At 31.9% G+C, this 15,667-nt stretch carries 15 protein-coding genes; 3 read left to right on the forward strand and 12 right to left on the reverse strand.

Annotation, left to right across the window (positions count from 1 at the left end):
• Positions 1–28: 28 nt before the first annotated feature.
• From BR77_RS18010 to BR77_RS18030, 5 genes are all read right to left on the reverse strand, one after another.
• Entirely contained in the window at positions 29–310 is a 282-nt protein-coding gene (locus tag BR77_RS18010; protein ID WP_035067124.1) for a hypothetical protein, read from the reverse strand.
• Between the two features lie 32 nt (positions 311–342).
• Entirely contained in the window at positions 343–960 is a 618-nt protein-coding gene (locus BR77_RS18015) for a thermonuclease family protein (RefSeq protein WP_035067126.1), read from the reverse strand.
• A 75-nt stretch (positions 961–1,035) separates the two neighbouring features.
• Complete coding sequence (locus BR77_RS18020; protein WP_035067127.1) at positions 1,036–1,893, reverse strand: DNA cytosine methyltransferase; 858 nt, start codon at positions 1,891–1,893, stop codon at positions 1,036–1,038.
• A 42-nt stretch (positions 1,894–1,935) separates the two neighbouring features.
• On the reverse strand, positions 1,936–2,748 hold the full coding sequence (locus BR77_RS18025; RefSeq protein WP_035067129.1) for a DNA adenine methylase: 813 nt from the start codon (positions 2,746–2,748) through the stop codon (positions 1,936–1,938).
• A 391-nt stretch (positions 2,749–3,139) separates the two neighbouring features.
• Positions 3,140–3,550: a hypothetical protein gene (locus BR77_RS18030; RefSeq protein WP_035067133.1), complete on the reverse strand. Its 411-nt coding sequence runs from the start codon at positions 3,548–3,550 to the stop codon at positions 3,140–3,142.
• Positions 3,551–3,895: 345 nt separating this feature from the next.
• Here BR77_RS18030 and BR77_RS18035 point away from each other — a divergent pair, with 345 nt between their 5' ends.
• Positions 3,896–4,177: a MerR family transcriptional regulator gene (locus BR77_RS18035; protein WP_035067136.1), complete on the forward strand. Its 282-nt coding sequence runs from the start codon at positions 3,896–3,898 to the stop codon at positions 4,175–4,177.
• 75 nt (positions 4,178–4,252) lie between these two features.
• On the opposite strand, the gene BR77_RS18040 is transcribed toward BR77_RS18035, so the two are convergent.
• Both BR77_RS18040 and BR77_RS18045 read right to left on the reverse strand, forming a co-directional pair.
• The gene (locus BR77_RS18040; protein ID WP_035067139.1) at positions 4,253–4,516 is read right to left on the reverse strand and encodes a hypothetical protein; all 264 of its coding nucleotides are present in this window, start codon (positions 4,514–4,516) and stop codon (positions 4,253–4,255) included.
• Between the two features lie 105 nt (positions 4,517–4,621).
• Positions 4,622–4,957, reverse strand: a complete 336-nt coding sequence (locus BR77_RS18045) for a hypothetical protein (protein WP_035067142.1) — start codon at positions 4,955–4,957, stop codon at positions 4,622–4,624.
• Between the two features lie 122 nt (positions 4,958–5,079).
• Here BR77_RS18045 and BR77_RS18050 point away from each other — a divergent pair, with 122 nt between their 5' ends.
• Complete coding sequence (locus BR77_RS18050) at positions 5,080–5,307, forward strand: hypothetical protein (protein WP_035067145.1); 228 nt, start codon at positions 5,080–5,082, stop codon at positions 5,305–5,307.
• A 22-nt stretch (positions 5,308–5,329) separates the two neighbouring features.
• Here BR77_RS18050 and BR77_RS18055 read toward each other — a convergent pair whose 3' ends face one another.
• The 4 genes from BR77_RS18055 to BR77_RS18070 all read right to left on the reverse strand — a co-directional run bounded on the left by BR77_RS18055 (position 5,330) and on the right by BR77_RS18070 (position 14,203).
• Positions 5,330–5,707, reverse strand: coding sequence for a hypothetical protein (locus BR77_RS18055; RefSeq protein ID WP_035067148.1), 378 nt, complete (start codon positions 5,705–5,707; stop codon positions 5,330–5,332).
• A gap of 71 nt (positions 5,708–5,778) precedes the next feature.
• Complete coding sequence (locus tag BR77_RS18060; RefSeq protein ID WP_051926849.1) at positions 5,779–12,240, reverse strand: SNF2-related protein; 6,462 nt, start codon at positions 12,238–12,240, stop codon at positions 5,779–5,781.
• Between the two features lie 168 nt (positions 12,241–12,408).
• Complete coding sequence (locus BR77_RS18065) at positions 12,409–13,980, reverse strand: DUF3991 and TOPRIM domain-containing protein (RefSeq protein WP_035067152.1); 1,572 nt, start codon at positions 13,978–13,980, stop codon at positions 12,409–12,411.
• 13 nt (positions 13,981–13,993) lie between these two features.
• Positions 13,994–14,203 (reverse strand): hypothetical protein, encoded by a 210-nt coding sequence (locus BR77_RS18070; RefSeq protein WP_035067154.1) that lies wholly within the window; start codon positions 14,201–14,203, stop codon positions 13,994–13,996.
• Between the two features lie 84 nt (positions 14,204–14,287).
• On the opposite strand from BR77_RS18070, the gene BR77_RS18900 reads away from it, so the two are divergent.
• Positions 14,288–15,429, forward strand: a protein-coding gene (locus tag BR77_RS18900; protein WP_233463432.1) for an IS3 family transposase whose coding sequence is annotated in 2 segments (ribosomal slippage) — positions 14,288–14,534 and positions 14,534–15,429 — 1,143 coding nt in all. Because the reading frame shifts where the segments join, the coding sequence is not laid out codon by codon here.
• A gap of 19 nt (positions 15,430–15,448) precedes the next feature.
• On the opposite strand, the gene BR77_RS18085 is transcribed toward BR77_RS18900, so the two are convergent.
• Positions 15,449–15,661, reverse strand: a complete 213-nt coding sequence (locus BR77_RS18085) for a hypothetical protein (RefSeq protein WP_035067157.1) — start codon at positions 15,659–15,661, stop codon at positions 15,449–15,451.
• Between the last annotated feature and the right edge of the window lie 6 nt (positions 15,662–15,667).

Here is a 15,667-nt window from a genome sequence, read left to right on the forward strand (position 1 = left end):
CTGCGCTAACTATTATCGTTCTTGTTAATTAATTCTGATTAACAAGTAATTGTAAAATTTCTTGTTGTTCTTTTTTTGATAGTTTTTGATAAGCATACACAATTTCGTTCCCTTGTTCTTTACGAAATGGAAAGTAACATAGATTAACCAAACTCTTAACAGCTAAAAAATAGTCTCCTGACTCACTTAAAGATTCATTTATATAATCATAGACAAGCTTTTGATTTTCGTTAAGCTTAATTGGCTGACAAAATAAATCAATTTGTTCCACTAACTTTCTTTTTTTTGTATCTAAAATCCCATTTTTCATTTAATTAATCCTCCTTCAGTGAGCTAATCATTTTATTCTTGAAATCCATGTTTATTGACATAATTATCAATTGACCAAATGCCAATTTTTAAGTCCTTTGCCATTTGCTCGTATTCTTTTACTTCTACTAACTTCGTGTCATTAGGACTATTTACATATGCAATACGAGCAAGTCCTTCAGACGTGAGAATATTTTGAATTAACACATTGTCCACGTATACATAGCACAAAGCTCGATCATACCTATCCGTCTTGTCACCTTTATCAAACTCAATTTCTATGTTAGCTGCCTTCATTAAAAGTTCGTCAGTACGTTCACTAGCTTCTTTTCCAAACTTTTGCGGTGTCACTCCAGCTTTGACAGTTTCAGGTGTATCAATTAATAGAAATCTCGTTTTAAACTCGAAACCATTTAACTCAAATCTAGCTGTATCTCCATCTATTTTCTTTGAATAAGTTACTTGAATTCTTTTATTTTTTGGTAACACTGAAAAATTTCTACCAGTAAAGTTACTTGAATTTACTTTGTTTTCTTTATCTTGTTTATTTATACTCTCACTTAAATTTATTCTATTTTCAAACAGTTCCATTTCTGAACAACCCGATAATAAGGTTAAACAAAAAGCTACTACTATTAGTTTAATTTTCAATGATTTCCCTCCGTAATTGTGTTTTTCTTATAATAATTATGTGGGTTTATATAAAATCAAACCCACATTTGAATACTAACTGAAGTAACGAATAATTTGATCCCCAATCCATTCACCCATAATTGGTGGAACAGCATTTCCAATTTGTTTAATCGCATCATTATCTGTGCCAAAAAACTTAAAGGAATCAGGAAAACTCTGTAACCGCTGGTACTCTAGCCTTGTGTAAGGTCGGATTCTTTTTCCATCATCTACAAGTCTTGTTGATTTATCTTTAGAATAATGAGCGACACACGTTGGTGCAATCCCATCTAATTTGGTGATAATTGGTTTATCTCGATATTTTCCATCTATACGAAATTGAACGTAATCAGGTATGTGAACATTTGGATCTTGTTCTAGAATATCACCTACAACCATTTGAGTTGTAAACATTGGATACTCAAGGTTATCAAAAGGCTTTTTACTACCAATAACAATCAACCTTTTCCGTTCTTGGGGAAGCCACCAACTGGCATTAACAGGACACTCAACCCTAACATAATAATTAGGCAACTTGGTTAGACACTCCATAACAACTTGAAATTTACGCATCCCTGGAACGTTCTCTACTACATACATTTCAGGTTGATCTATAGCAACATGTCTAAAGAAATGTAAAAATAAATCATCACCATTTCTTGTACCACTAATGTCTGCTACCGTTGAATACTTTGTGCATGGAAAGGTTCCTACATAAACATCTGCTTTGGGTTGACCCAATACTGTTATTTTCGTAATATCACATTCATTTATTTTGTGTTTGAAATTCATTCTCATTGTTTCGCAAGCCTTCTTATCAATTTCGAATGATTCAACAACATCTATTCCTGAATTCAATAATCCTAAATCCATACCACCAGCTCCAGAAAAATAAGATTTTGCAGTTATCATTTATACTCCTCTTTTCTTATATTTTATCTTAGGTTAACTACCTTACCGATTTTCGAGTATTTCTAATATACTAATCTGCCCTGGTGGTTCGAAATTACACCATATTACCTCTTCTGCTTTTTTCTTCTTCAAATTAGTTATTCCAACACTAACCTCGTGTTTAACCATATACCAACCTTCCAAGTATTTCTGGTAAATATCGCTATCGTAGCCACTTAGTATTACATAACCCTTATGGTCGTTTAACACTTCCAAGAGTTCAATATGTTGATCTACAGAATATTCATTTATATATTGCTTTGACGTCCTTGTTTTACTCAAATATGGCGGGTCTGCATATATAAGAACATCTTTACTATTATTTTCCTGTATTAGATCCAGGGCATCTTTACATTCTATTTGTGCATCTTTTAAACGTCTTGAAGCTTCTATAATTCTATTTGGGACATCGTTCCATTCAAATGTATTATAGGGTCCCTTCCACGATACATTCCGTTTAAAACTATTTCTTGTAATCATGCCACCGATAGAAAACCAACACCGAACCAGCATGCGACGTGCATCTTCCAAGTCATTAGAACTAATTTCAATAGCATTCTCAAACTCTTTTCTAGAATATAAAGTAAAATCGCATAGCTTTGCTAATTCTTCAGGGTAAAGCCTAATCTGTTCATACATGTTAACTAGACGGCCATCTATGTCTTTAATTGTTTCTAAAACACATTTATCTTTATTCATAAATATAGCTAGGCTTCCACCATAAGGCTCTAGATAAGCCTTATGTGCTGGCATTAAATCAATAATTTTTTGCGCCATCGACCATTTACTACCAGCGTAATTTAATAATCGTTTCATACTTTCCCTCCTAAATTGTCTAACATATTGTAGTTACTCTTTATTTTTAAAGTCCCTCTTTATCCTTATTTTTTAGGTCCTTTGCTGAAACTTTTGCTAATTTTAGAATTTCAATGATTTCTGTCAAGCTCATAAAATACCCTCCTAATATCTAATCCTTTTACCTTCTTTAAAGTAACGATATGGCTAACAATAATGAAAAGAGTATACCTAGTCCAAATGAAATCAAGTATTTTCCAAACACCCTATCTTTATCAACATACTTGTAGTAAAAATGAAGAATAAAAAGGGCACAAATTATAGCCATTAAGACCTGGTAATATTTTTCTAATTCTATCAATTGCATTCCCTCCAATAATATTGGGGGAGAATCAACTCCCCCATTTTTTAGCTAATCTGCAAGTAACTGGCTAAAGATACTAAATATTTTTTTTAAGTTTTGATAACTAGATTTATCTTGCTTACCAATAACTTCCATCACTAATTTAAATTGTTCACACCAATTAAAAGGTCTTATTTGTTCTGTACAACAAACAATCTTGTCAAAACATTCATTTGTAATTCCATCTTCTGATAAAATATTTATTCTTTCATCACCATCAAATACATTCACATAGTCGTTATAATTAAGAGATACAAAAACTGTAAATGTTTTGTGCTCTTTATAATTTTCTTTATTTATAAACTTCTTAACAAAATAGTCACAATGGTCGTTTTCCCAACCATCCATATCAAGTAAATCCCAAGCCATCATTTTTAACTCTTTTTCATTTAGCTTTGTGGTTTTAGTTAAATAACTCATTGGTTTGACACCTCAGTTCTCTTGTTCACTACCTTTTCAAACTGTTCATGTATTATTGTTCCCACTATAAAAACTAGCAAGCAGGCACTTCCAAAAACAAACCCTAACATCATCTAAATCAACCTCTCTTTGTTGTTTTATTTAGAGATAAAAAATGATATACTTAACGAAATCAATTACTTGATTTGTTGTTGACATGAGAAGTTACAGCTTCTTGTGTCTTTCTTTATCTCTTTACTAAGTATAACACTAACGTTACACATTGTAAAGTTATTCTTTATATTTATACGCATGCTTTACACTTTGTAATAAATCGTATATACTAGTCTTTAGGAGGCGATTAATTTGTTAAAAATACATGACATTATTGAAAACAAATCACTTACAACTGAAGATAAAATTGTTGCTATTGAAACATTCTTAAAAAACGATCTGATTAACCTTACAGAAGCAACTAAACTGTTAAATGTTAGTCGACCTACTATAAACAGATACATTGACAACGGAAATTTGTCTTTATTAATAGATAAAGGACAATTTAAAGTCCTCAGTAAAAATGAAGTGTCTGATTTTAAAATATCTTTAGACGCAACTAAAGACTTTTTCAAGAAAAAAGAGCCAAAATAAAAAAACACATTTCTATCGCATCAGCGTTAGGAATGTGTTTTTTATTAATGTGTATCATACAATTACCTGGTATACTTAATCATTTGGAACTATTGCTTTTCTTGCATAATCAGTTAATTTCATATCAATTGAAAGAATTTCATAAGTTGTAAACAAGCCTTTTCCATCTACCCACTCTTTACCATCGTCCCATTCATATGCATCAGACTCGCTCCCCCAACCAAGTGTGTCCTCATCTAATCTTGTTAAAAACAATTGCGTATCTGGGTTTTGGATTACAAGTAACCCCATACCATAGATATGATTTCCTCTTTTTCTTAATCCATTAGTATCAAACAAATATATTCCTCCTTTTTGAGATACTTAAATATCATCACTGATAACTCTCTTTTATTGCTGAACATGACCTACCATAATTTACTTATAGTTCTTCTTACATAATTATTAATTTAAGATCATGTTTACCAAACTTATGACAACCATTGAGCTAAAAAAAAGACGAGCTGCTTTAGGAGTATTAAACAATTCATCTGCAAAAACTCCGTAAAGAATGCAAGCAATGATACTAAAAATAAACATACCTACACCTAAGTTAGTATTGAGAAATCTTGTATAGATATTTGATTTGTTTCCTTTTACTATTAACAAAATCACATTAAATACTAGCATAATTACAAGGTATACTCTCACATTATAGAATGCTTTTTTATCAAACGAAATGAGTAATAGCGTAGATACAATAATTAAAATTAACATTAAACCTACAGTGACATCTTTCAAATTAATTTCCTCCGATTATTTGTTGACTCTTGTAATAAACTCACATAGTATAATCATTTTAAATATCCATTTACATATAATCGTTTGCATGATATATTTATTTTGATTAGGAGGTCCGATTTATGAATATAACAAATGATAAAGACATGAAAGAATGGCTTAATAATAATCTTCTGTCTCGAAACGAAGCAATGCTTATTACAAAACAAAGCGCTTCTGCTTTTGATCAATCTGTCGCATCAGGAAAAATTATTCCTTATTTAGAAAGAAAAGTAAATGGCCGTAAAGTAATTTCTCTATACAAAAAAGAGGATTTACAGCTTTATGCTAAAAATAAAAAACGTGTATAAGGGTGATTAATTTCATCCTTTTTTATTTTGTATGAATTATTTTAGTTTTGTTCATTCTCATGAAACTAATTACACTACGAATCAGTCCATAAACTGCTATACCTATCAAAATCAATAATACAAACTTCATAGTGTAAGCTAGAACGGGTAGACCTATAAAAAATATACCTCCAGCGATTAAAATGTAATACCAACAAAGTTTAATAAACAGTACAGACAGTGATAGCCCTAATACGATTAAGAAGATATTCCCACCTTCTTGAGCCATAATTGAATCCACGAAAAACTTGATAAATAAACTTGCTGCTTTAACTATAAATGTTGTTAAAAATGAAAATAATTGACCTACCATATTAGCTAAAAAATCTGAAAATGAAAATACCCATTGAACTATAATCATATTAAACTACCTCCTTTTAATTTCTTACTTATAGTTTACCACATTAACGATACCATGTAAACGTTTATATGTTATCGTTCTTTCCTTGTATTTCCAATTTCTTTATTTGATAAGCTATTTTTCTGAATAAATGCACTAGGACGCTTCACTTTATCTGTAATAGTCAGTTTTATTTCTTTCGAGTAATACCCATTATGAAAATCATCTAAATCAAAATCTGATCCAATAGATTCCACAATAAAATTCATTGCTTCACCACGTGTATTAAACTGATTTACATTCGCTTTCACATCAATCCAGTCAATAACTTTATAATCCTGTTCTTCTATCTCTATATTAGGCGGTATTTCGTTAGTCATCATTGAGTCAGGTAGATTATACCTGCAGTCTGAAAAGTACGTGTCATAATCAGGATCATCGGACATAATTCTATATTCTTCCGTTCCCATACCTATTTTCAGTCCGTTCTCACTATAGTATACCCCTTGTACATGATAATAATTTTCCCATTCTGAAATGGGTTCTCCTGTGCTTTCACAATACAAAATGAGATTTTCGTCTTTTGGATACATTAATTTATTAGTATCAAGAATCTCTTCCACATTTTTGTTCTGATTTTGAATTTCAGATTTTTGTTTTGTTGCTTCAGTTTCTAAAATATCAAGTTCTATTTTAGCATCAAGTTCCTTTTGTCTACTTACTAATTCATTCAGTTCTGTTTCATGTACGAATGGCTTTTCCATTTCTACCTTAGTGGCACTCAATTGTTCTTGTTTATTAATTAAGTCTTGGTCTGCTTCAATTTTCAAGGTTTCAATCCGACCAATTAAATTTTCTAAACGTAAGACATTCCCAATTCCTTGACTACCAACATTGAAATCTACTGAATAACGTTCATTCCCAAGTACATGCATTAACACACCGTTAGTGCTTCTATTAACCGCAACATCAAAACCTCTATATTTTCCTAGTGTTTTGTATTCCGAAGCGGATAACTCACTAATTTTAATCATTTCATTCATTTTAGAACTCGCTTTAGTCCGTTCATCAAATACCTCACCATCAAGATCCATTACAAAATCTGAAACCTTATTATCTAATAAAACAACTAAGTCTTTATCAATATTAGCAATTTTTTTCGATACTTCATTGATTTGTCTAGGATAAACCACATCAACATTGTTACGCATATTCACAATATTATTTTGCCAATTTGATTTTAAAAGTCTAAATTTACTTACCTCGTTATCAACTTGCATTTTTTCAGCTAACATTGGATTATCAGTAGCCACAGCTTTAACTTCAGAAGCAGTTAACACTGTATCATCTAAATCATCGCACGAGCGTGAAATACTTTTATTAGACATAATTTGACTAATATATTTTAGTTTTTGTTCTTGAATTTGCCATAAATAAGCATCGAACGTCCCTTTCGTTACGTGTCTAAATACTGCTACCTCTTTGTTTTCATTCCCTTGTCTAATCCCTCTACCGTCACGTTGTATTAAATCCGAAGGCTTCCAGGGGCAATCTACGTGGTGCATAGCTATTATTTTATTTTGTACATTAGTCCCTGTTCCTAATTTCTTTGTGCTCCCCATTAAAATGCGAATTTTACCAGATTTAACCTTACCTAATAGCTCATCTCTTTGACTTTCGTTTTTAGCTTCGTGGATATAAGCAACTTCATTTGCTGGAATTCCTCTATCAACTAATATTCTTTTTATTTCATCATAAACATTGAATCTATTTGCTTTTGGTGTTCCTGAATCAGAAAAGACAATTTGAGTAGATTTCTTTTCCTTGCTCTTTTCCCAAATATTAAACACATCATTGGCAACAGAATGAATTTTTGAATTTCCATCGACTACAGCAGATTCATCCAATAAACGTGGGTCTATAGCCATTAGTTTAGCTTCACTCGTAATCTTTAACATATTATCATCTCTAGGATCTACAACACCAGCTTTGATTCTAGCAGACCGCTCTATAAACTCCTCCATCTTATTTGCTTGCCATTCTGATTTTTCCGTAATTCTTATTTGAATTTTTCCTGTTTCTAGGTCTGGTACAGGTAAATTCAGCATATCAGCAGTTTGTATGTCTGCTACTAAATTAAATGTTTTCATCAGTTCTGGCACGTTGTGAAATTTTGCAAACCTATTTCTCATACGATAACCGTTACCGTCAGGTGTAATTTCCAACGTTGATTGAATTTCTCCAAACGTACTAGCCCATTTATCAAAAAGTTCTACTCCCATCTCTTTTAATTCAAGCGGTTGTAGATAATTTTGCATTACAAAAAGTTCACTCATGCTGTTTGAAATGGGTGTTCCTGTGCTAAATACTACATTTCTGTAATTGTGTTCTTCCTGGTAATATCTAACTTTTGACAACATATCACTTGCTCGTTGACTACTTGTATTACTAATACCAGCCACATTACTAATTTTTGTTAAAGTGTAAAGATTCTTATAATCATGTGCTTCATCAACAAATAAGAAATCTGTTCCTAAATTTTCTAAAGTGAGAACATCATCTTTCTTCTCCATTTTGAGTAAATCAACCATTCTTTTTTTCAATCTTTTTTGTGTCGCTGCTAATTGTTTAACAGACCAAGAACCCCCTTCATCTTCTGCGTTAAGTTTATTTATCGCTTCTGTAACACTAACTATTTCATCTGTTAATTGCTTCTTCATACGTTCAGGTGATAATGGTATTTTTTCAAATTGAGTATTTCCAATTATCACTGCATCGTATGTGTTTGTTGCGATTTTTGAAATAAAACGTTCTCGATTCTTCTTTTCAAAATCTTTCTTTGTTGTAACTAAAATATTTGCACCAGGATAAAACGTCATAAACTCTTTTGCAAATTGATCTGTTAAAGCTGAAGGCACAACATATAGTGGTTTGTTGATAATACCAGCTTTTTTCATATACATTCCACTGGCTATCATAGCTAATGTTTTCCCAGCCCCGACTTCATGAGCCATTAGAGCACGGTTATCATAGATAATACGAGCAGCAACATTTTTTTGGTGGTCTCTTAACTCAAACGATTGATTTAGTTCATCAAATACTAAATGCGATCCATCATACTTTCTTGGAACAACCCGATTGAACTTGTTGTTATAGATATCCATTAAATCATTTGAACGTTCTACATCTTTCCAAATCCAGTTATCAAAGGTATCCATAATTGACTGTTGCTGGTTTCTAGCAAGGATTGTTTCTTCAGGATTAATGACATATTTTACTCGTTCTACCCCTTTGTCATCAATGTATTCAACAGGGTCTTTAATCGTTGTTATTTTCAAGTTTAAAGCATCTTCAAACAATTGATAAGCTGTAATACGTTTTGTACCAAATACTTCTTCTACAGTAACATTTCCTTTCTCAATCGACTTATTATCTACATTGTAAGTCGCAGTATAATCTAGATATGAAATATCAATTTTATTTTTACCAACCGTATTGAATCCTCTAGTTTTAAATGTCTCGTACATAAATTCCTTGTAATAATCAACTGGTATCCATGTTGATCCAATTCGTGCATTAATATCGGACGGTAATAGCTTCTCAGGCGTAACAGCTTCAAGTGCGGATAGATTTCTCAGATACGCATTAGAGTCGTCTAACGAATGAATATACTCTATTTTCTCAAAAATATCTCCCGATAAATATTCATCACGAATTTCCCACGTTTCTTCTTCAGGATTGAAAAATATTTCTTCACCCAACTCTTCTATTATTTCATCTTTGCTACGATTATAAACACTTTCCATATACTCAAAGTCAATACAAACCTTTTCATTTAAGGATAGGTGTAGCGCACTTCTAGCACTATCTACGCTCATTATTTTCCTTTTGGGTCTTATAGTTGCTTTAGTAAATATATCCGATTTTCTGTAGTCTGTAGTATCTGTAATCCTATCCTCAATAGATTGCAATAAAGACAACTGGCTATCTTCATAAAATGCTCGGACATTCATCTTGTCGTTAATAAAACCATTTACAGAAACAAAGGAGTCGTATCTTTCTGTTAAAATTTTTTGAGCCTGAATTAATTCTGATTCTTCATATAAATCATTTTGCTGTATTTTAATTACTTCATTCAAGGCTACTTTAATATCAATCATTCCTGATATACGTTCTAAATTTTTGCCACCAATTTCAATTTTTGAATAGTTTTCTCCTGTATCTTTATAAAAAATATCTTTGTCCATTTTGAAATAGCTATAATTTTTTACAGACTCCCTAACATAATCTTGATCTAATACCTTAACCTCTAAAACTTGTTGTGGTTTTATTTCTTGGTTGACTTCTTTTACTTCCTTAACTACACGAATTGGATCAGTGCTAAATTGAATTGCTTGCAATCGAGACTCTAACTCTTGTATTAGCGTCAAATCATTTTTTGAATCCCAAGTAACCATTAACTTGTTTCCATGATAATTTTTCACCATAAATTCACCTAGTATCTGCTTAGGATTATTTATAAAGTACTCGTTTATTAAAAAAGTATCGTTATCAATTAATTGGGTTTCCTTTCTATCAATCCATTTAATTGATTCATTAACAATACCGGTCCCTTTCTTCTGAAAGAAAAGAATATCTGTAGTTACTTCAGTTCCAGCAATTGCCTTAAATGATTGAATCGGTAAACGTACTGCACCTAAAAAATCTGCTTTTTCTTCAAGAATCTCACGAGCTGAAGACTCTTTCTTATCAAGTGTATATTTAGAGGTAATAAGCGCTACTATCCCTCCCTCTTTCACTAAATCCATTGACTTATCAATAAAATAATCGTGGATTTTATAGTTATGCTTGTCATATCTTGGATCTGATATTGAATAATCTGAAAATGGAATATTTCCAACAACCACATCAAAGCTATTATCTTTAAAAGCTGTTTCTTCAAAACCCTTTATTTGAATGTCTGCAGTAGGATACAGTAATTTAGCAATATTTCCAGTTATTTCATCAATTTCAACACCAGTAAGTTTCATTTCAGGTAAATGATTGCTTATAACTGAAAAGAAATTACCAGTTCCCATTGCAGGATCTAATATCTTTCCTTTTTTTATTCCCTGGGTTTTTAATTGCTTATAAATTGCTTCAACAATTTTTGGGTCAGTATAATACGAGGTTAAAACAGACTCAAATGCTTGTTGATATTCGTCTGGAGTTAACAAATCTTTTAACATTTCATATTCTTGTGTCCAAGCTTTATTTGAGGCATCAAATGCTTCTGAAACCCCACCCCAACCAACATATTTAGCTAAAATAATTTGTTCATCATTTGTGGCCGCTTTATTTTCATCTCTAAGCTGTTTCATCATTTTTATTGCAGCAATATTATTGTTAAATTTAGTCTTTTTTCCGCCACTATATAATTCTACAGCTGGGTCAGAAACAAAATTAGAACCTCTATCAGTTGAATCTTTTTCTACAGAGAGAACCTTTTTCTCATCAAAAAAACTAATTTGTTCGATATTTTTTTCAACTGAATCAGACAAAGGGCCCACTTCTTTGGAAGTGGACCCTTTGATTTCATTTATTTTATTAGAAACTCCTTTAATACCATTTCTTTTGCTATCTCCTTCAGTTGGTTTAAGTGCTTCACTCTTTCCATTGGGTTCATTGTCGAGTAAGGCATCTTCATTAACAAGAGATTGGTCAATTTTATGTCCATCTCTAACATCTGAATTTCCTTCTGGTGTAAGTGGCTCATCAGCTCCCCTTGCATTAAATACTGGCTGTACAGCTGTTCTTGATTGATTTCCATATGCTTCATCATCAATGTTCCGTACGTACCTAGTGGCTGATTGTCGGCTTCCTGATTCGATATTTGTATTTGTTGGTTGTTGAATGCTGTTGTCATTTGAATTTTCCTCATTTCTTTCAATTTTATTGATAATAGTTTTTTCTTCCATAACTTGGCTTACTATTTTTCTAGTTATTTGGTTACTTTTAATACCAATTTGGTTTAATGCTGCAATGGATCTAAAATCTTTAACAGCTGATAAATCAATATCTCCCTGTATTCCAAATTTTCTTAATACCTGGTATTTAGCAGAACTAACAGCAAAATTTCCACTACCTAATTTTTCAAATTCTTTGGAAAATAGTTTATCAAAATGTTCTTTTATGTTGCTAGTTTGACTATTTACGCATAAATTTTTAATTTCCTGATTCGTAAGATAGTAGTTTGGAAATTGATAAAATTCACCTTTAGTTTGATTCACATCGTACACATAACTAATACTTAGCTTATTACCCGCACTTTTAACAATAGCTACACCATTTTCACTATTCACTACCGAACGATTAATAGACGCCCATTCATCTATACTAGCAAAGTATGTTCCTTCGGGATTTTGTTGGTAAATCAGCAATTGTTCAGCAAACGAATACCTATAACTACTACTAGTACTACCTAAAAATTCTTTCCAACTAGATTCATCTTTTGTTATATCTTGACTTACTTTTGTATAAATTTCCCTTAGCTGACTGATTTTATCACTATTCATAATAATCTCCTTAAAATAATTTTTTATAAAGCTTGATTCTACTTATAATTGTAAAACCAAGCCCTTTCAATTTGCGGATCTATCTTTCAATTTGTAGAGTATTCAATTTCTCTTTATTCTTGCTTTTAACATTTTTCTCTTTATTTTGTTTAAAGTGATCTAACTCCTTCACATCATTTTTTCAACTGATTCATATCCATATATTTTAATAAGCTGTTCAATTTCTTCCGGACTATCTCCTTCAAAAAATCCAACTACTTCCGTCTTATTTTTTATCTCAGCTTGGAATTTCTTATCATTAGTAACAAACACAAGATAGGTTCCATTTTCATGTTGATACTCCACTTCTTTTACTGGTATCATAGTGGATTCTATTTTTAAATTTTCCATTTTTTCAGTTGGTTTTTCATTCTTCATACTATCCTTCAGTAAATCGTTCCAGTCCTTAAGAACTTCATCTACAAGTTTGTAGCCTTCGTTTGAATATTTCTCAAAATAATACACAACTCTCTCCGTAAGCTTAGAGCTAGAATCAATAGATTTACCTTCATTATCTTTATAGATTTTAAACCCTTGATAATTCTCACCATCGAAAAAAGGTTTAATGGCTTCTGCACACTTGTTAAGAGAATCATACACATCAATTTCAACTGGTTTGGATTTACTATTCCTTTCGTACGTACCTAAAAAATATCCCATTCCTTTTTCAAATGGTTCGTTAGTCGTTCCCATATTAGTTTCAGCTTTATGGATTGCTGCTAATATTTTCCAATCTAAGTTATGTTTTGTTCCCAAGTCTTGATAAATGTCAAAAAAATGTTTATTTATTTGAGTGTCACCAGCAATTAAATTTTTAAATTTAACATCTTTTTTTGTTTCTACATCTTGAAAAGATATCTTCCTAAATTTTTCCATTAATTTGTGTCCAGTAAAGTCATTATCTACTCCTAAATAAATACCGTCTGTAGGTGTAACACCATGCGCTGCTATTGTTTGATTCAAAAAATTTACAACGGTTTGTTCCTTTGCGCCATTCATAGAAATAAGCCTGCAGTCTTTTAACTCTTTATTCATACTCCAGTAACTTAAAAGGTCTACTGGTGCTTCAAAAAAATACAATGCTTTGGGTGTACCAAGAGTGACATTAAACCCATAATTGGACTCTGAATTTTTCATAATCATTTTCTTTGTCCCTCGAGTATTTCCGAATCTAGCTTCATCTCGTACTGTTCCTTGTTCGTCTGCACCTACAATACGGCCAGTTTTATTCCAAGTAAAAACACAATCACCGTAGCTATTTTGTTTTAGGTAACTCGTTTTTATTAATGAACTAACAATTTCAGGGTCTATCTTTCTTTGATTAATAAGATAATTCTCTACTTTTTTGGTATTCCAGGCTGGTGTATGCTTAAATTTAAAAGGCTCTTTAGGAATTTCAACGTATTCTGCTTTCTGGTATTCTTTCCCAGTTAAATCTCTTACTGCATCTTGAAAAGAAAGATCCATAAAAGTTTCTGCAAACTTAATTGAACCACCACCAAAGTCCCTAGAGTACCAATAAAAAGTATTCTTTTCTCGATTAATTACCAGGCTGTCGTGTTCTACTCCAGTACCATATTTATTGTTAAGATTTAATTCATAACCATGCTGCCTAGCATAATCAATAATATCGACCTTTGAAGCTTCTTTAATCATTGAATCTGTTACCCAATTTCGTTTTTTCTTAGTAGCCACTACCATTTTTATCCTCCTATCATCTATCAATTTGTTCTTCACGTTTCATTTCTTCAAACTTGCGTTTGTTTAATGTGCTTTGGAATTCATCATCAAGTATTTTTTTTATTCGATTTAAGTCTTTTTTACGAATGCCACCGAATGGACGAAAGCCTTTTTCAGGATTCCAATCCGCCTGATTATTTTTACCATATTCTTCCTGTTGCTCTTTGCGTTTCTCTTGTACCATTTTGGATATATACTAATAAAGTAGACAGTATTTTTAATGGTATACTGTTTATAAGTAGACACTAAAACGAAAGGAATGATTCAAATGTCCAATTACAAAAAATATGATGAAGAATTTAAGAAAAGCCTTGTTAATCTTTACCATGGAGGTAAAACACAAACTTCGTTGTGTAAAGACTATGGCGTTTCCTTTACAGCGTTATCCCGCTGGGTAAAACAATATTCTGAAGTTCAAATTGAAGATGGTTCTATCCTTACTGCTAAACAGATTAAAGACTTACAGAAGAAAAATGCTTTATTAGAAGAGGAAAACCTCATCTTAAAAAAAGCGATTGCCATCTTCACGCCACACTCAAACAACGATTAGATGCGGTTCATTTATTACGTTTTGATCATTCTATTGTGCGCCTTTGTAGAGTCTTAAACGTAAATAGAAGTACCTATTATAAACACTTTGACCCAACTCCTGCTCCTAGAACTGTTGAAAATCAACAGCTTCGACAAACCATTTTTTCTATCTATATGGATTCTAAAAAACGATTAGGTGCTGCGAAAATAAAAGTTGTTCTTGAGCGTGATTTTGGAATTTTCATTAGTGTTGGGCGAGTGTACCGATTAATGAAATCAATGGATTTGCCAAAAATGTCTACAGCTAAGCCGAAATTTTTATATGCGAAACCAAAGGTTTCTTTAGCTTACTCAAATCACTTAAACCAACAATTCAATCCGACTGAACCGAATCGAGTTTGGACGAGCGATATTTCTTACATTCCTGTTAATAAAGGGTTTGTTTATCTCTGTGTCATTTTAGATTTATTTTCCAGGAAAATTATAGGATGGCGCGTTCGTCCAACTATGGAAGCTTCTTTAGTCCTTGAGACACTTGAAACAGCTGTGAATCAAAGAAATCCCAAAGAGCCTGTTCTATTCCATACAGATCGTGGAAGCCAATACTGTGCGACTAGTGTTCGTCAATTTTTAGACACACATAACCTCGTTCCATCTTATTCCAAAGCAGCTTACCCATGGGATAATGCCGTAAACGAGTCTTTTTTTAAATATATGAAAAAAGAAGAACTGAACCGCAGAACATTTAGAACAATCCAAGAAGTTGAACAATCTTCATTTGAATATATAGAGGGTTTTTACAATTCAAAACGCCCCCATTCAGCAAACAATATGATGACCCCGAATGAAAAAGAAAAAATCTATTTTGGGTCTATCTAAATTGTATCTATTTTTGTGTCTACTTTATTGACATCTGTCCAACTGAATTAATCCAATTATCAATCTTTTTTTCTAGCTTCACACTATCAGACTTTTTATTTTTCTTTACTAACCTAGTATGGACACTCGATTTTACTAAAGTCTTTAATTGCTCCTTTTTTTCAACATGAACGGATTTTTTATTTTTTGTATCACTTGATTGAGTCCATAAATCAGACTTTCTCTCTCTCATGTGTCA

Source organism: Carnobacterium maltaromaticum DSM 20342 (assembly GCF_000744945.1).
GTDB lineage: Bacteria > Bacillota > Bacilli > Lactobacillales > Carnobacteriaceae > Carnobacterium > Carnobacterium maltaromaticum.